This is a genomic window from Shewanella sp. MEBiC00475 (assembly GCF_005234075.1).
GTDB classification, from domain to species: Bacteria; Pseudomonadota; Gammaproteobacteria; order Enterobacterales; family Shewanellaceae; genus Shewanella; species Shewanella polaris.
On the sequence record NZ_CP039928.1, the window covers coordinates 4,191,279 to 4,206,973 of the forward strand.

General features: G+C 39.1%; 17 protein-coding genes. 7 read left to right on the plus strand and 10 right to left on the minus strand.

What is annotated here, in order from left to right; translation table 11 throughout:
* Positions 1–356: 356 nt before the first annotated feature.
* Entirely contained in the window at positions 357–1,298 is a 942-nt protein-coding gene (locus tag FCN25_RS18560) for a chemotaxis protein CheV (RefSeq protein ID WP_137226867.1), read from the plus strand.
* Between the two features lie 14 nt (positions 1,299–1,312).
* Here the strand turns inward: FCN25_RS18560 and FCN25_RS18565 are convergent, their stop codons facing one another.
* The gene (locus tag FCN25_RS18565) at positions 1,313–1,975 is read right to left on the minus strand and encodes a hypothetical protein (protein ID WP_137226868.1); all 663 of its coding nucleotides are present in this window, start codon (positions 1,973–1,975) and stop codon (positions 1,313–1,315) included.
* A 69-nt stretch (positions 1,976–2,044) separates the two neighbouring features.
* Positions 2,045–2,404 (minus strand): DUF2750 domain-containing protein, encoded by a 360-nt coding sequence (locus FCN25_RS18570; protein ID WP_137226869.1) that lies wholly within the window; start codon positions 2,402–2,404, stop codon positions 2,045–2,047.
* A gap of 240 nt (positions 2,405–2,644) precedes the next feature.
* Here FCN25_RS18570 and FCN25_RS18575 point away from each other — a divergent pair, with 240 nt between their 5' ends.
* The 5 genes from FCN25_RS18575 (at position 2,645) to FCN25_RS18595 (ending at position 8,121) form a co-directional block, all read left to right on the plus strand.
* Positions 2,645–3,946, plus strand: a complete 1,302-nt coding sequence (locus FCN25_RS18575; RefSeq protein ID WP_137226870.1) for a lytic murein transglycosylase — start codon at positions 2,645–2,647, stop codon at positions 3,944–3,946.
* An 86-nt stretch (positions 3,947–4,032) separates the two neighbouring features.
* On the plus strand, positions 4,033–4,515 hold the full coding sequence (locus FCN25_RS18580) for a peptidylprolyl isomerase (RefSeq protein ID WP_137226871.1): 483 nt from the start codon (positions 4,033–4,035) through the stop codon (positions 4,513–4,515).
* A gap of 104 nt (positions 4,516–4,619) precedes the next feature.
* The gene (locus tag FCN25_RS18585; RefSeq protein ID WP_137226872.1) at positions 4,620–4,847 is read left to right on the plus strand and encodes a DUF3389 domain-containing protein; all 228 of its coding nucleotides are present in this window, start codon (positions 4,620–4,622) and stop codon (positions 4,845–4,847) included.
* A gap of 191 nt (positions 4,848–5,038) precedes the next feature.
* The gene (locus FCN25_RS18590; protein WP_137226873.1) at positions 5,039–5,707 is read left to right on the plus strand and encodes an alpha/beta hydrolase; all 669 of its coding nucleotides are present in this window, start codon (positions 5,039–5,041) and stop codon (positions 5,705–5,707) included.
* Between the two features lie 491 nt (positions 5,708–6,198).
* Positions 6,199–8,121 carry a bifunctional UDP-sugar hydrolase/5'-nucleotidase gene (locus FCN25_RS18595; protein WP_175405903.1) on the plus strand — a complete coding sequence of 641 codons (1,923 nt, stop codon included), beginning with the start codon at positions 6,199–6,201 and terminating at the stop codon, positions 8,119–8,121.
* 132 nt (positions 8,122–8,253) lie between these two features.
* Here the strand turns inward: FCN25_RS18595 and FCN25_RS18600 are convergent, their stop codons facing one another.
* From FCN25_RS18600 to FCN25_RS18630, 7 genes are all read right to left on the minus strand, one after another.
* Positions 8,254–9,099 (minus strand): D-hexose-6-phosphate mutarotase, encoded by an 846-nt coding sequence (locus FCN25_RS18600; protein ID WP_137226875.1) that lies wholly within the window; start codon positions 9,097–9,099, stop codon positions 8,254–8,256.
* A 251-nt stretch (positions 9,100–9,350) separates the two neighbouring features.
* Positions 9,351–9,959, minus strand: a complete 609-nt coding sequence (locus FCN25_RS18605; protein ID WP_137226876.1) for a DUF938 domain-containing protein — start codon at positions 9,957–9,959, stop codon at positions 9,351–9,353.
* On the minus strand, positions 9,959–10,621 hold the full coding sequence (locus FCN25_RS18610) for a response regulator transcription factor (protein WP_137226877.1): 663 nt from the start codon (positions 10,619–10,621) through the stop codon (positions 9,959–9,961). Before FCN25_RS18610 ends, FCN25_RS18605 begins: the two co-directional genes overlap by 1 nt.
* 182 nt (positions 10,622–10,803) lie before the next feature.
* Positions 10,804–11,241, minus strand: coding sequence for an acyl-CoA thioesterase (locus FCN25_RS18615; RefSeq protein WP_137226878.1), 438 nt, complete (start codon positions 11,239–11,241; stop codon positions 10,804–10,806).
* 134 nt (positions 11,242–11,375) lie between these two features.
* Positions 11,376–11,639: a Rho-binding antiterminator gene (locus FCN25_RS18620; protein WP_137226879.1), complete on the minus strand. Its 264-nt coding sequence runs from the start codon at positions 11,637–11,639 to the stop codon at positions 11,376–11,378.
* 18 nt (positions 11,640–11,657) lie between these two features.
* A complete protein-coding gene (locus FCN25_RS18625; protein ID WP_137226880.1) occupies positions 11,658–12,188 on the minus strand; it encodes a histidine phosphatase family protein in 531 nt (176 codons plus the stop codon).
* A gap of 5 nt (positions 12,189–12,193) precedes the next feature.
* Positions 12,194–12,934, minus strand: a complete 741-nt coding sequence (locus tag FCN25_RS18630) for an SIMPL domain-containing protein (RefSeq protein ID WP_137226881.1) — start codon at positions 12,932–12,934, stop codon at positions 12,194–12,196.
* 294 nt (positions 12,935–13,228) lie between these two features.
* Here FCN25_RS18630 and FCN25_RS18635 point away from each other — a divergent pair, with 294 nt between their 5' ends.
* Positions 13,229–14,458 carry an HD-GYP domain-containing protein gene (locus tag FCN25_RS18635; RefSeq protein ID WP_137226882.1) on the plus strand — a complete coding sequence of 410 codons (1,230 nt, stop codon included), beginning with the start codon at positions 13,229–13,231 and terminating at the stop codon, positions 14,456–14,458.
* 126 nt (positions 14,459–14,584) lie between these two features.
* Here the strand turns inward: FCN25_RS18635 and FCN25_RS18640 are convergent, their stop codons facing one another.
* On the minus strand, positions 14,585–15,652 hold the full coding sequence (locus FCN25_RS18640; protein ID WP_137226883.1) for a 3-deoxy-7-phosphoheptulonate synthase: 1,068 nt from the start codon (positions 15,650–15,652) through the stop codon (positions 14,585–14,587).
* Positions 15,653–15,695 lie beyond the last annotated feature (43 nt).

The window sequence follows — 15,695 nt, forward strand, 5'->3', positions numbered from 1 at the left end:
TAATCTGATCATATCGTTGTCAGTTTCAGCATTAATGACAGCTGTTGTTGGCAATTTCCTTCTGTATAGATCGTAACCTGGAATGTCGAGTATTTTATCGATCAGCTGCTTAAGTGTTGTTTTGATGAGAGAGTTGAACCAATTGGAGTCTCTATCCTTGTAGAAGCAAAACAAATACACAGATGTGTAAAAATATATGTAAAGTGCTATTTTGCTGACTATTTTGCTGATATTTTTATTTTTTGTGGCATAAGTCTTGGTTCGACACTGATAATTAATATTTTTTTAGTATAATCAGCTTTATTATTGTCAATACAGCTTTGATATTGCTGGTTTGTTTTAGGTGGAACTCATTCATGAGAAAAGTACTCGATACGGTTGATCAAAGAACTAAGTTAGTGGGCGAGAATCGTTTAGAACTATTGTTATTTCGCATTAACTCAACCCAGTTGTTTGCCATTAATGTATTTAAGGTAAAAGAAGTGGTTAAGTTACCGCCGTTAAGTTCCTTACCAGGCAGTAATCATAATATCTATGGTGTGGCTAATATTCGCGGCATATCAATTCCAGTAATCAATTTACGAGAAGCAATAGGCTTTTCGCCGATGCCTGTAACAGAAGACAGTAACTTGATTATTACCGAATACAATCGCAGCGTGCAGGGTTTTCTAGTCGGTAAAGTCGAGAATATTGTTAATATGACGTGGAGCGATATTATGCCGCCACCTAAATCGGCTGGAGGGCATAATTATTTAACGGCGATAACTCGTATTGAAGAAGAAGGACAAGCACGGTTAGTGTCTATCATTGATGTTGAAAAAGTGTTAGCAGAAATCATTGATTATGATGTGAAGATATCTGATGGTGTACTTGATGAATCACTTATCTCTTATATGCCTGGTCGTAAAATCCTCATCGTTGATGACTCTTCCACTGCTCGCAAACAAGTCAGAGACACATTGAGTCAGCTTGGACTTGAAATTATTGAAGCATCTGATGGGTTGCAAGCATTACGATTATTGCAATCGTGGGCAGATGAAGGCCGAGATGTTACAGATGAATTATTAATGATGATTACCGATGCTGAAATGCCAGAAATGGATGGCTATAAGCTGACATCAGAAGTACGTCATGACCCTCGAATGGCGAAGCTATATATTACTCTCAATACCTCTTTAAGTGGAAGTTTCAATCAAGCAATGGTGGAAAAGGTTGGTTGTGATAAATTTATCTCTAAATTCCAACCTGATTTATTAGTGGGTGTAGTCCAAGAGCGTTTGCGTACTATTCTTGGCTAGACGTTTCTGAGTTTTTAGGGCTTTTCTTGGTCCATATCTTCGATTAGCTCATCAAGAATTTGTCGCTGATGCCCAGGAGTAATACCGATATTGATCCGAGCTATTTTTACGGCATGACCAAATTTTGCTTTGCCGAGTAAGGTAATCAACCGCTGTAAAAAACCACTGTCTAAAGACAATGTTTGGCTATAGTGACTAATGGCTTTTGTTAATGAAGTAAACAAAATACCGTCAAATTCAAAACCAGTTTGATATTGACTGACATCGCCTGCTATTTCGCCCTCGAGTAATACTCCATCAAGACTGAGAGGCCATCCCTGTGCATTGATTCTGCCTTGGGCTATTTGATACATCATCCAAGCACTTTTTTTGAAACCACCAAAAATCATACAATCAAATTCTGACTCTTCGAGTTCTTGTTTGGTCCAGTTAATGCCAATGGCTAAGTCTTTACGATATAGATGCATTAAATTGTCTTTGACCGCATCTCGACAATCCCAAATAGAGGTCAGCAGATTCTTTTTGGCTAACATATGGCATTCTTTACAAGCAGGAATACCTAGAGAGGGATGGGGGGTATGAGTCATTCTATAGTAATCAAAAATATGATTACTGGGTTCGTTACAAAACCAACATATGTGGCGTTTGTCAAAAGGAATATCAATCAGTGTAGGCATAGGCACTATAATATCAAAAAGCTGTTCAATGGCTGAACAGCTTAAGTAGTAAGATCAAATTAGTAATGATTATTCTTTTTCGAAATCAACTAATTCTTTGGCTAATACGATAGGATCAACCTCTTGGCATTCTTGATCAGCTTCCCAATCAACGCCAATTAATACGCCATCATCATTTAAATCACTTACCCAGTATTCTAAAAAGTCGGTGAGTGTAATCGTCACCGCTTTGTAGTCAGCCCATTCATCAGTGCAGTGGCTTGTTGCAGCTGCTTCGCTTGACCAAAGTGGCATAACATCAGTTTCTTCAAATTCAGATGAGTCGCATACAACCCAACCTTCACCAGTTTCATCCTGTAAGCCCCATAAGACTTGGTGTTGTTTTACGTTTTCGATAAAGCTTGTTGGTGCTGCTGTCTGTTCAGTCATGATAAATCGCTTAAATGAGTGAGAATTAGTTTCATTATACGGACTCAATGAATAAGGAAAAGGCTTAATTAATGACAATTTTGTTTAATAAGATTTTAGCTGGGTAATTTTGCAGCATTTTTATTTTTAATGATGTATTTAGCATAAATAAACAGGGATTAATGTTACTAGCTCTTGTTTCCTGATGGGCGATGAGTCACGATATTCATCATTCATTTTGTCTTAATTAAGTGTTGTTTCATGACCAGAAAAAGCCGTGTTGCTGTATTTGTTGCTTCAATCATTTTATCTTGCACGGTGTTGAGTGCTTGTGCTGCTTCGGCGGCTCCTGCGACATCAACCCCTACAACGACTCTAACATCAACGCCGATACCCAAGGCTGCTGCTTTGGTCAAGATCGCCGACCCCATAATACCGACAGAAAGTTTTGCCCAATGTGTGGTGCGATTACAACAAAAAGCCAGGGATGCAGGGATTTCACAACACATTATAGATACTACGGTAGCAAACTTAAAATATGTCCCTCGAGTCATTGAGCTAGATAATCAACAGCCAGAGTTTACCACCACTTTTGGGGATTACTTTGATAAACGTGTGACCCCTTGGCGAGTCGAGCAAGGCCGAAAATTAATGGCTAAACATCATCAATTGCTAAGCCAATTAACCAAAGAATATGGCGTTCCTGGTCAGTATATTGTTGCTTTTTGGGGGCTTGAAACTAATTTTGGTGGTTACAAAGGCAGTATGCCAGTACTTAATTCACTTGCTACTTTGGCGTGCGACCCACGCAGAAGTGATTATTTTACTGGAGAACTATTACAAGCATTAAAATTGAAACAACAATACCAATTTGCCGACAATAAAATGGTTGGTTCTTGGGCTGGCGCTATGGGCCACACTCAATTTATGCCAACTAACTATCGAAAATATGCCGTTGATGGTGATGGTGATGGTATTGCCGATTTATGGAACAGTGAGGTGGATGCATTAACCTCAGCAGCAAATTTTCTACAACACTTAGGTTGGAAAGCGGATGAACGGTGGGGGCGTGAAGTACTGTTGCCTGCTCATTATTCATTTGCTTATTTAGGCGGTAAGCAACCGTTGCCATTAGTGAAATGGCGTGAGCTGGATATAAAGAAATCCAATGGGCAACCACTTTCTACACCAGACATGCAGGCGGCATTGTATTTACCTGCTGGGCATACCGGACCTGCTTTCTTAGGATATGACAACTTTAACGTGATCATGCGTTGGAATCGTTCAGAATTTTATGCCATTGCAGTAGGGCATTTAGCCGACCGAATCAACGGTGGTGCAGCACTCACTCGTGCGGTACCTAAACAACCAAGATTAAGCCGGGAAATAGTAACGCAATTACAACAAAAGCTAAATAATGCAGGATTTGATGTCGGTAAGCCAGATGGTATTTTGGGCCGTAATTCAGTGTTAGGTTTACAAGCCTTTCAAAAGCAAAATGGGCTTATTGCAGACGGTTTCCCCGATCAACAAACATTTACTGCGTTAGGTATCAAACTATGATGCTCTCTAGTTAATGGGTACTTTTTTGTGGATGCATAAGCAGGCTTTTGTTAAGCTTCGGCAAATTTTTGAGTTAAGGAACAATAATGAGCATTAAAGACGATATGATAGTGCAGTTTAATTACACGCTACGTGATGAAAAAGGCGATGTGATTGAATCAAATGAAGGTCGTGAGCCGATTGCATATTTGCATGGTCATGACAACATGATGCCTGGTATCGAAGCTGCTATTAATGGTAAAGAAATCGGCGACAAGTTTACCATTACTCCTCCAGCAGCCGACACTTATGGTGAACGTCAAGCTGACGCTGAACAACGCGTATCAGTGAAACATCTTGTGGGCGCAAAGGTATGGAAACCTGGCATGGCAGCTGTTGTGAATACTGAGGAAGGCCAACGTCAAGTCACCATCATCAAAGTGGGTAAATTTATGGCAACGGTAGATGTTAATCATCCTCTATCGGGTCGTGAGTTAACATTCGATATTGAAGTTGTCGGTGCTCGTGATGCCTCTGATGAAGAAATTGCCCATGGTCATGCCCATGGTGCAGGCGGTCATCACCACTAATCTGTTTGATTGAACGACGGTTAATATTAATTAGAGCCGTAGTTTAGTTGATGTGTAAATCCCAAGTTTATACTTGGGATTTTTTGTTTCTATAGTGAGTTATTATGGTTATCGATTTTTCATTGGGTAAAATTATTGTCACTGTTCATGAGATTCAGTGCCGATTTCATGATAGTCAATTGGTGCTTACTGCATCAGTGGATGATATTAGTTGTTTTCACCAAGGTTTAGTGGTTGTTGCTGATGCTGGCACAGTAAGATGGAGCCTCAAGCTTGATAATCCGGTGCAATTAGAAGCGTTACTTGATCTCACAGGGATACATGCACAATAACTGTTTGTATTAAGTTTATATGAACCAACCAATCTAACAAAGTATATTTAGGCTATAACCGTGCTAATCAAATAAAAGGCCATTAAATTAGGTTTTTTGTTTGGTTAAAATGCGTGAATAGTTCGATGTTAAAAATCAATTAACGTAAGATAACCAATAATATTGTTACTGTATTGATAGGATTGATGAATATGTCTACTCCGTTAGAAAAAATAGTGGTTGAACCACAATTAGCTGCTACTTCTTGTGTGATTTGGTTACATGGCTTAGGTGATTCTGGCGCGGGTTTTGCCCCTGTTGTGCCAGCATTAGGCCTCAATAGCCAGCATAGTATTCGCTTTATATTTCCCCACGCACCAGAACAAGCGGTGACAATAAATGGCGGTTTTGTGATGCGGTCATGGTATGACATTAAAAGCATGGATTTGCATGACCGTGCAGATCTACAAGGTGTTATGGCCTCAGAAAAAGCAATCCAGCAGTTAATTCTTGAACAAATAAACAGTGGTATCCCTGCAAATAAAATTATTTTGGCTGGGTTTAGCCAAGGTGGAGTCATGAGTTTGTTCACTGGATTGCGTTTTGATCAACAGCTTGCAGGCATCATGGCGCTTTCTTGTTATTTACCCGGTGGTGACAAATTACCTGAGCATCTTGCAGAGGCCAATCGTACGACGCCAATATTACAACATCACGGTGAGCAAGATGATGTTGTGCCGTTATATGCAGGCAAAATGGCAAATGATGCCCTCAATGCAGCGGGTTACAGTACCATTTGGAAAACCTTTCCGATGGCGCACAGTGTTTTACCTAATCAATTGACCGAAATAGGTCAATGGTTACAGCAAGTATTACGTTGATGTTAATTTAATGGCTGTTGGTAAAGCTTTTGTTGTTTTACTTAGAAAACAATCAGCCTTTTAGGTGCTTTAAGTAAATATCTATATAAATTTAATGGTTTAGTTGTTTAAATTCCGCTAAACCATTTTTTTAGTAGTTTAAACCTCATCCTGAACGTGTCACTGTTTTTAAATAAAGATAATGCGTGTTGTAACTGCTTGTTAGTATTAAATTAAATGTCACATTTTGTTATAAATTCGTCACATATCCCCGCTATATTTTGCTATTATCTAGCCGGTAAAAATGAGAGTCTCTAATTTTCGGGATAATGTTTGCAGTTGCTTATGGTTAATTTAGATCATGGTTTTGTTGATACAGTGTCTTTGTTTTTTGTATTAAACCTCCTTCTTTAACCAAAAACTATTTTATCTCAAACAAATAATTAAACTCGAAAGTAAAGCTGATTCATATCAAGCAAAAATAATAAATTATCTAAATAATGGGGTCTTACATGAACAAAACGATGTATAAAGGTTTACTGGCAACGGCTATTATTGTTGCATTAACAGGCTGCAACAGTAGTGATGATGATGCTACCGTTAACATTGACACGTTTAACTTACGCATTGCACATATCAACGATACTCATTCGAGTTTTGATCCAACATCATTAGATTTTACCGCCCAAGTTAATTCTGAAGACATGAGTATTAACACTGATGTTGGTGGTTATCCACGTGTTGCTACAGCATTAAACAATGCTAGAACGATGGCTGCTGATGAAAATAAGCCTTTCCTCGCTTTACACGGTGGTGACGCTTTCCAAGGTTCACTTTATTTTAATGTCTTAAAAGGTGCTGGAAATGCAACTTTATTGCGTGAAATGAACCTTGATGCAATGACGATTGGTAACCACGAGTTTGACCTTGGTGATGGTCCGTTGATTGAATTTGTTAATAAGGTTAACTTTCCTCTTCTCGCTGCTAACTTAGATACTAGTGCAGACTCTCAAATGTCTGGTGTGACTAATATTAAGCCTTACATTATTAAAGAATACGGTGACGTTAAAGTTGGTATTTTCGGTTTAGTATTAGAAGACATGAAGTCGATTTCTTCTCCAGGTGAAGATTTAGTTTTCAATGGTGAAGTGGTAACTGCTCAAGCCACAGTTGATGCGCTAAATGAGATGGGCGTGGATAAAGTTGTGATGGTAAGTCACATCGGCTTAGATAGAGATATCCGCATTGCTGAAAGTGTTAACGGTGTAGACGTCATTGTTGGTGGTCACTCTCATACGTTATTAGGTGACTTCACTAATATTGGTAGAGGCATGGGTTCAAGCATTGCAAGTTATGCAGAGATGATTACTAATCCTAACGGCACTTCTAAAACATGTATCGTACAAGCTGGCGAGGTTGCTCAAGCTGTTGGCCAAGCAGATATTACTTTTGAAGATGGTGATGTGACAGTTTGTCAAGGTAATAACACCCTGTTAATTGGCGATAACTTTACGCACGAATATGTCGAGGATACAAGTGAGTCATTGACTGAAGCTGATCAAAGTGCTGTAGAAGCCTTTGTTGCTGAGCAAGATAATATTGCCATTACTGAAGAAGATGCTTTACTGCGCAGTATTATCGATATCGACTACAAACCACTTATTGAACAGTTTGAAGGTAAAGTGATCGGTCAAGTATTTGATGCCAACGATCCAGTTGATACTGGTATGTTAGACCATGTTCGTCAACCTGGTGTTAAACGTAACGGCGCTTCATTACCGGTTACGGGATCAGAAGCAGGTGCCCATGTTGCAGCATCTATGGTTTGGAAGTTAAATCAACATGGTTATGATGTTGATATGGCTATTACAAACACTGGTGGTGTGCGTAATGATATTAAAAATGATGAAAATGGTGATTTAACTGCAGGTTATATTATCGGTTCACTTTTATATTTCAGTAATGAGTTAGCTATTGTTGAGTTGAAAGGTAGCGATGTGACTCAACTGCTAGAAGATACCATTAATTACTCATTGACTACTTCTTCAGGTTCATTCCCAACATTTGCTAATGTGGAATTTACTTTCAATGGTAAAGCCGTTGCTGGTGAACAAATTGAAGACTTACATATATGCCCTAACGGTGTAGCTGCTGGTAGTTGTACCGATATTGATCCTGATATGACTTACAAGATTTCTACCAATGCTTATATTGCTGGTGGTAAAGATGGTTATGATATTTTTGAAACTAAGAAGCTTTCTCCTGTTATTAAGTCTGGCTTTATTGATAACGAATCTATGATTGAATATGTAGAAGCGTTAACTCTGGCTGGACAGAAATTAGAAGAAATCCCAACAGGTTTAACTTTCATTGCACCAACTAGCTTTGAAGCTAATCTTGATAATCCAGTGTTTAAACCAGAAGATAATCAATAATATAAAATCATGTAAAACTTGAAATGGATTAATTAAAAATTAATCTTAGAAAGTGACAAAGGCAGCCTAGGCTGCCTTTTCTATGGTTGTGTTTTATCGTTATGACTGCGTATATCACTCGATTAAGTGTTTTTATTTCCAGCCAATATGAGTTGTTAATGTATGGCTTTGCCCTGGAGCCATTACCACACAGTCTTCCCGCACATTAGCTGCTTCTAAGCACACCATGGTTAAGTAATCTTCAGCGTTAAACCGAGATAAACGCGTTGATTTTTCAATCCAAGGATTCCATAACACCGAAGATTGGCTGTTTTCACGGCTAACCACAATAGTGCCATTGGGTGTATGTAACTCCTGAGTATGACCTAATTGGGTATACACTCTATCAGTCTCTTGCTTAAAAGTGATTACATCATCATGTTGTTTGAAAGGGCCTTCACCAAATTCAATGTATGCAGAGTCACTAAAACCACTGACGTTAAGTTGGTGAATATCTTCGATGGGGAAGTAGCTGTGTAATGCTTGGGTAAGCTTTATGTCATAATCTGCGTTGTTAGTATTCACTATGCTTACCGATAAGCTTTCGCCTAAGGTAAATAACACTTTTATTTGGCTATCGTGAGGCCAATAATTCTTATCGATTTCACTGGCAGGTAGAGTGAAAATTAAATCAACGAGTTCATTACGCATATTAACGGATTCAAGCACCCAAATTTTATTGCGGGCAAAACCATGTTGTGGAAATCCTTTGGCATCACTCATGCCAAACCAAGGCCAGCAGATGGGTATTCCACCTCTAATGCCATTACCCGGTTGGTAATCATCGGCACTTGACACCCATAACAGCGGTGCTTTACCTACAGGAGTAAATTGATCTATTTGCGCCCCCTGCATAAAAATTCTAGCTTGGCAGAGTGCTGTATCTATATCGACATAATCAAGACCATTGGGATGTCTTTTAGTGGTAACCGAACCCATAATGTGTGTCCTTGTGTATTTTAATTCCAGTCATTAGCTTATAAATTTTGGATCGAGTCTGTCACTCATCAAATGGATACTGTTCGATGGGTTGACCCAAGCTTTGGTAATAAAATTATTGTTAAATGGTTTGAGTGAGGCCGTACTAGCCGTACTAACTGTATTGCATCACTGGTAATCAATAAACTGTTAGTGTGACATTATCTTGTTAGCAATATAAATTGCAGTTTGAACAATATTTAGATTTGAGATCACTTAATAAAATGCAACATACGATTATTGGCGGGCATAGCAATATCTTCTTGGAGTGTTAATCCTTGCTGCTGTGCTAAGTGACAAATCCATTCAATATCACGGATGCTACTTTGTGGATTATTTTGTTGCAGCCATAAATTGAATTGTCGATTGCTGTCACTGGTAAATTGACCTTGGTAATTAAATGGGCCATAAATCACTAACGAGCCTGAATTAACCAACACACTCCCGACACCAGTAAAAAAGGCTTCCACCATTGATTGACTCATAATATGCAGAGTATTAGCACTGAATATAGCATCAACGTTCGATGTTAGTAGTGGCCACTGCTGGGTCACATCAAGAGAGATTGCTTGTTGTAGATTGGGTGAGGCTTGCAAATTGAGCCGAGTTTGCAATGTATCTAAATAATGTAGTTGATCGCTTGGTTGCCAACGCACATGAGGAAGGTTTTTTGCGAAATAGACACTGTGCTGCCCTGTGCCACTGCCTATTTCAAGAATATGTTGCCTATTGTTCAGCCACTGTGTCAACAGGGTTAAAATAGGCTGTTTATTATTTTCACATGCTTGTGAAAAAGGCAGTTGTTCTAGTGTTTGAGGCATTAAGATATATCGATTCTATCCATTTCGAGTTGTTGTAATGCTATCACCGCTTGAGTACGATTGCGAACACCAAGCTTACGAAATATTGCAGTTGCATGCGCTTTGATGGTGGCTTCAGAAACACCAAAGTCATACGCAATTTGCTTGTTGAGTAACCCTTCTGCGAACATTTGTAATACTCGATATTGTTGCGGCGTTAAATCGGTCAGTCGACTGGCCATTTGGTCCGATGGATCATCTGGGATAGGAACGACTTGAGTCCCTTTTGGTAACCAAATATCACCATATAACACGGCATTTAATGCTTCTCCCAATACTTCCATGGAGGCAGATTTAGGAATAAATCCACTGCTACCGTAATGTACCGCACGGCTTATTGTATTAATGTCCTCATGGGCTGAGATCACCACTACTGGGATGTCAGGGTAATGTGTACGAAGGTGGATAAGGGTAGAGTAACCGTGAGACCCCGGCATTTGTAGATCAAGCAGAATTAAATCAAAAACTATCTCTTTTTGATCAATAACACGTTGCAGCGCTTCTGCACTATCAGCCTCAAACCATTGAGTTTTTTCAAAGGTATTACTCAATGCCAATCTTAAAGCATTACGGAATAATGGGTGATCGTCGGCAATGATGATATTTAAATTTTCAAGCTTCATGGCATTTTTTATTCTATGTTGCACGCGAAGATAAATTTAATGTAACAGAAAAGTAATCGAGTGTTCTATGGCTTTATGTCATATTATTAATGATATTGAACAAAAACAGCAAAACTATAGACTTTAGTCGAATAAATAACAAAACAATGCAGCCTAATGACTGCATTTATATGGGATTAGTTCTAGCCGTGTGGCCATACCTGAACGGGATTTCTCTCTTCGTCTACAGCAACAAAAGTAAATACCCCACGAATTGCATGTTCGCGATGATCTTTATACATGTCTTCGACATATATATTAACTTCAACTTTTAATGAGGTATTTCCCACATGGATAACATTAGCGATAAGCTCTGCTAAGCTGCCAGCGGGTATCGCTTTTTTAAAATCAATGCGATCAGAACTGACCGTGACTAAGGCCTGACGACAAAAACGAGTGGCGGCGATAAAAGCGGTTTCGTCCATCCACGCTAACGCATCACCACCAAACAAGGTGTTATGGTGATTAGTGTTAGAGGGGAAAATAGCTTTGATAACTCGCGCTTCTGATTGAGCAATGCGTGCTGCTATATCATCAGGGAAATCAGTTTGGGTTTGTGCTGGATTTAGAGCAAGGGACATACAACTACCTAGTGTTATGCAAATTAACAAGGAATAAAGCGAAAAATGCTGCGCATTGTAATGTATTGGACTAAGGGGTGTCGAATATTAGTGCGCCAAAGTGGATATTTTTATTTTGTTTGATCCAATAAGGACTAAGTGAGTATTAAATGGTCAAATTTGGCTTTGTCACTCAGTACATCTATGCGGGTTATGTCAGATAGAATAACAATGAGTGGTTGTTGGATGTCACTTACTCCAACGATGGCTTCGTATCTTTGATTGTTGTTATTCACTAAGGTTGTAGCACTAAATTTGCCAATAAATACATCACCAGAGTGTAATGTCAGTTTTACCCGATATTGATACAGGCACAGTAATTCAATGTAGTCATAGTGCGTGCATTTTATCGGGTTCATCAGTTTGCCTCGGTATCATTAATAACGCAGTAATACTGTTGATACCATACGGTTATTACCATCAACCGTGACAATATAGAGACGATCGAATTCGTTGTTATCATCAATCGGAGGTTGTTTATCTCCACCAAGCATTTCAACCAATTCGGTGGTGGTATTACTATGGCCGACGACTAAAATGTGTCCTTGTTCGTTAAGTAATGTCGTTGCTACCGCTTTTAAATCTCGTGGGTCATATATGTTTGGTTCTGCATGTTGAGCTTGAGCAACCGCAAGTGCAGTTTCGCGTGTGCGTTTATAATCGGTGGTATAAACCTTGGATAAAAGTGTGCTTGATAATACTTTTGCTAATCTAACGGCTCTAAGTTGACCTTGAGCGGTTAAACCTGGGTTGTCACCCTCAAGTTTTTCAGTGTGTCGAACTAGATAAAACACTTTGTCAGCACCTACTTTCTTAATAGATTCAGGGCTGATGTCATTCGGTTGTGCCATCAGCATAGCGCTGAATAGTGCCAATATGGGTAACAAGACTTTGGTTATGGTTTTCATTAATGTTAATCCGCTAAATAATATTCAATGGTAGATACGACACGTACACGCTTAATATAAGGTGTATTTTTATCACGATTATTAATACTAAATTGGCCTTGAGTGGCTTTCTTTATTTTACCCAGTCGACTTTGTGAATCCTTGGCAAATTTGTTTGCGACAAGGCGTGCATTAGTGGTGGATTCTTCAATCATGTCAGGTTTAACATCATTTAATCGACTGAAAATATACTCAACTTGAGTATCATAGTTATTTTGAGTGAAGACAATCCCCATTTTACCGAGTTCAGTTAACAGGGGCATCGCATTGCGTACCTTGTCAATGTCATTAGAATACACTGTGATGGTTTGTGATCCTGTGTAGCGTAATGTGACCGGTTGGTTGCCACCATATTGTTGGGCCAATTTATCTGTAATTGTTGGTGCGGTAAGAGTGATTTCTTTTGGGTTGATATGCTGTTTGGTTAAAAAATTCACTACTTGGGTGTTTTGTGCATCCAGCTGTTTATAGAGTTCATCAAGATTATTATTCGCCGCAGTAAATTGAATCGGCCAGATAACAACATCGGCAGGATATTCGTTTTCTGCTAAACCTTTTACCGTGACACTACGGTCGAGTAATTTGTATTCAATGATGGCTTGTTTCAGCAATAAGCCTAATGCACCTAACCCTATCGCTAACAGTAAACCTGCGATGATCGTGCTTTTATTTAAACCAGATGAGGCAGGGGGTAAAGACGCTTGCATTTAATATCCTTATTTTAATAAGTCATTGATTAAATTAAAACAAGATTAAACCTATTTTGATACTGTGACAGTATTAATTTTATATAATACTAATTTCTGATAATCATACTCAATCACTCCATATATATTAAGTGACTATCATAATTTAACAATGGGCCTATGTTGAATTTATGGATTATTTTTAATTCTTATTTTGCTAGTTCACCGTTATACAACAATACTTAACATACGCTTATTATTTTACTGCTCTATATACCAATATTGCAATTAAGGATGATTAACTAAGGAAAGGTTATGTCAGCTTCGTTAGCGGCTCAAATTATTCAACACGATCTAGATGATAGCTTACCTTTGTGGCGAAAAGTCATCTTTCAACGCTTGTTTGGTGTATTAGCGCTGTTATGCATACCTGTTTATATCACCAGTGTGTATCTGTGCATTACAGAAGGTATTTGGTATATGGCAGTGTTTGACACTGCCGCATACGGTGTCTTGCTGATTATTTTGTTGTTCCCCAAAATGACAGATAAAAGCCGGTATGTCATTGGTTGTTACTTAACTTTTTTTATTGGCGCCGCATTCTTAGTGGCTATTGGCCCGTCTGGAGCTGGTTTTTTTTGGTTGTTTGTTTTTCCTCCATTAGCCAGTATTTTACTCGGAGAAAGGTGGGCTTTGTTTGCACAGTTTGTTAATGCATTATTGCTTATAGGTATGGGGATAGCGTTCCACTTTAGGTTGCTTAATTGGCCTGAAATTCATAGTTTTTCGACATTAATTTGGTATGTGGTGGTGATTAACTTTGTGGTGACTAATGCCATCGTCACTCAATCGACTTCGTATTTACTCGGTAAGTTAAGTCATTCGTTGCAGTCGACATTAGCGTCTAGGCAGGCGACAGTGATTGGCTTAGCAAAGCTGGCAGAGTATCGAGATAACGATACTGGGGCTCATCTAATTAGAATGCAACAATATGCCAATATGCTAGCAAGGCAAAGATTAGATGAACAACAAGTGCCAAGTGAATTAACTGAAGCTTTTATTCATGAAATTAGTCTGTCATCTATTTTGCATGATATTGGTAAAGTGGGGATCGCGGATCATATTTTATTAAAACCTGGTCGATTAACCCCTGAAGAGTTTGATCAAATAAAAGCACATCCGGTAATTGGTGCAAAAGTGATAGACAGTTTGCTGGCCTTTGCACCGCAATGCGAATTTTTGTTGATGGGACGAGATATTGCTGGAGGTCATCATGAAAAATGGGATGGCAGTGGCTACCCGAAAGGGTTGAAAGGCGAGTCTATCCCTTTGTCTGCCAGAATTGTGGCACTGGTGGATGTATACGATGCGTTAACATCACCACGTTGTTACAAAAGACCCTTTTCCCATGACGAAGCCATCAAGATTATTATTGATGGACGGGGCTGTCATTTTGATCCGGCTTTAGTCGACAGCTTTATGGTAATTGAGCAACAATTTGCAGAACTGGCACAATTATCACTTTTAGCCCATGAGCAAAAGTAGCATGTTAAATGAGTGAATGTGTCAGAATGAGGTGATGCGAGTATGTAACAAGTATTATCTTGATATACAGAATAATGCCAGCCTATTTTTAGGCTGGCATTATTGTGTAACCGTTTTATATATTAATTACGATTTAGCAAGCAATGTTTGGCGTTCTTTAGATGCTTGAGCCAAATCACGTAGCAGTTTTTCTGAGTCAGCCCAATGTAAACACGCATCAGTAATGCTTTGTCCATAAATTAATGGTTCGTCTTTAATTACTTTTTGATTGCCTTCAATCATAAAGCTTTCGGCCATAATACCTGCTATTGCAGTACTACCATTACGAAGTTGTGCCATGATGCTGTCGGCAACATTCAATTGGTTTTTATGTTTTTTCTGGCTATTACCATGGCTAAAATCAACGACCATACGTTGAGTTACACCCACATCTTCAAGTTGGGCTCGAGCCACTTCAATATCTTCGGCTGAGTAATTAGGGGTTTTACCACCACGTAAAATGATATGCCCATATGGGTTACCGTGAGTGCGGTAAACAGCCATCGCACCATCTTTATCTGGAGAATAAAAAATATGAGAGGCCTTAGCCGCTCGTACAGCATCCACCGCAATATTGATATTACCGTCAGTACCATTTTTAAACCCAACAGGGCAAGATAGAGCGGAAGCCATTTCGCGATGAATTTGGCTTTCAGTGGTTCGCGCGCCAATAGCGCCCCAAGTAATTAAATCGGCAATGTATTGACCGTTAACCATATCTAAAAATTCAGTGGCGATAGGTAACTTAAGCTCAGTGATTTGTTGTAATAATTGACGCGCCATGCGTAAGCCTTTGTTAGGGCTAAAGCTGCCATCTAAATCAGGATCTGAAATTAAGCCTTTCCAACCGACAATAGTACGCGGCTTTTCAAAATACACCCGCATCAAAATACATAAGTCATCTTTTAACTCATGGTGCAAAGCAGATAAACGCTCTGCGTATTCTAATGCTGCTGTAGTGTCATGAATCGAGCAAGGGCCGACAATAACTAATAAGCGTTGGTCTTCACCGGCAATAATAGCTTCAACTTCATGACGTTGAGCGACAAGGTAATCGGCGGCATCTTGGGTTAAAGGAAATTCTGAAGCCAACTGAGCAGGAGAAATAACTTTGCTTAATAAGGTTGTTCTGAGTTCATCTGTTTTAATTGTCATGCATATTACCGAAAAATCGTGAGATGCATTTGCATCATATTGC

Excerpts from the sequence above, each read along its gene's own strand:
- FCN25_RS18620 (WP_137226879.1), bottom strand. The coding sequence starts at position 11,639 with ATGAACCCGATAAAATGCACGCACTATGACTACATTGAATTACTGTGC.
- FCN25_RS18595 (WP_175405903.1), top strand. The coding sequence starts at position 6,199 with ATGAACAAAACGATGTATAAAGGTTTACTGGCAACGGCTATTATTGTT.
- FCN25_RS18585 (WP_137226872.1), top strand. The coding sequence starts at position 4,620 with ATGGTTATCGATTTTTCATTGGGTAAAATTATTGTCACTGTTCATGAG.
- FCN25_RS18570 (WP_137226869.1), bottom strand. The coding sequence starts at position 2,404 with ATGACTGAACAGACAGCAGCACCAACAAGCTTTATCGAAAACGTAAAA.
- FCN25_RS18625 (WP_137226880.1), bottom strand. The coding sequence starts at position 12,188 with ATGAAAACCATAACCAAAGTCTTGTTACCCATATTGGCACTATTCAGC.
- FCN25_RS18610 (WP_137226877.1), bottom strand. The coding sequence starts at position 10,621 with ATGAAGCTTGAAAATTTAAATATCATCATTGCCGACGATCACCCATTA.
- FCN25_RS18580 (WP_137226871.1), top strand. The coding sequence starts at position 4,033 with ATGAGCATTAAAGACGATATGATAGTGCAGTTTAATTACACGCTACGT.
- FCN25_RS18635 (WP_137226882.1), top strand. The coding sequence starts at position 13,229 with ATGTCAGCTTCGTTAGCGGCTCAAATTATTCAACACGATCTAGATGAT.
- FCN25_RS18640 (WP_137226883.1), bottom strand. The coding sequence starts at position 15,652 with ATGACAATTAAAACAGATGAACTCAGAACAACCTTATTAAGCAAAGTT.
- FCN25_RS18615 (WP_137226878.1), bottom strand. The coding sequence starts at position 11,241 with ATGTCCCTTGCTCTAAATCCAGCACAAACCCAAACTGATTTCCCTGAT.
- FCN25_RS18590 (WP_137226873.1), top strand. The coding sequence starts at position 5,039 with ATGTCTACTCCGTTAGAAAAAATAGTGGTTGAACCACAATTAGCTGCT.
- FCN25_RS18565 (WP_137226868.1), bottom strand. The coding sequence starts at position 1,975 with ATGCCTACACTGATTGATATTCCTTTTGACAAACGCCACATATGTTGG.
- FCN25_RS18630 (WP_137226881.1), bottom strand. The coding sequence starts at position 12,934 with ATGCAAGCGTCTTTACCCCCTGCCTCATCTGGTTTAAATAAAAGCACG.
- FCN25_RS18605 (WP_137226876.1), bottom strand. The coding sequence starts at position 9,959 with ATGCCTCAAACACTAGAACAACTGCCTTTTTCACAAGCATGTGAAAAT.
- FCN25_RS18600 (WP_137226875.1), bottom strand. The coding sequence starts at position 9,099 with ATGGGTTCGGTTACCACTAAAAGACATCCCAATGGTCTTGATTATGTC.
- FCN25_RS18575 (WP_137226870.1), top strand. The coding sequence starts at position 2,645 with ATGACCAGAAAAAGCCGTGTTGCTGTATTTGTTGCTTCAATCATTTTA.
- FCN25_RS18560 (WP_137226867.1), top strand. The coding sequence starts at position 357 with ATGAGAAAAGTACTCGATACGGTTGATCAAAGAACTAAGTTAGTGGGC.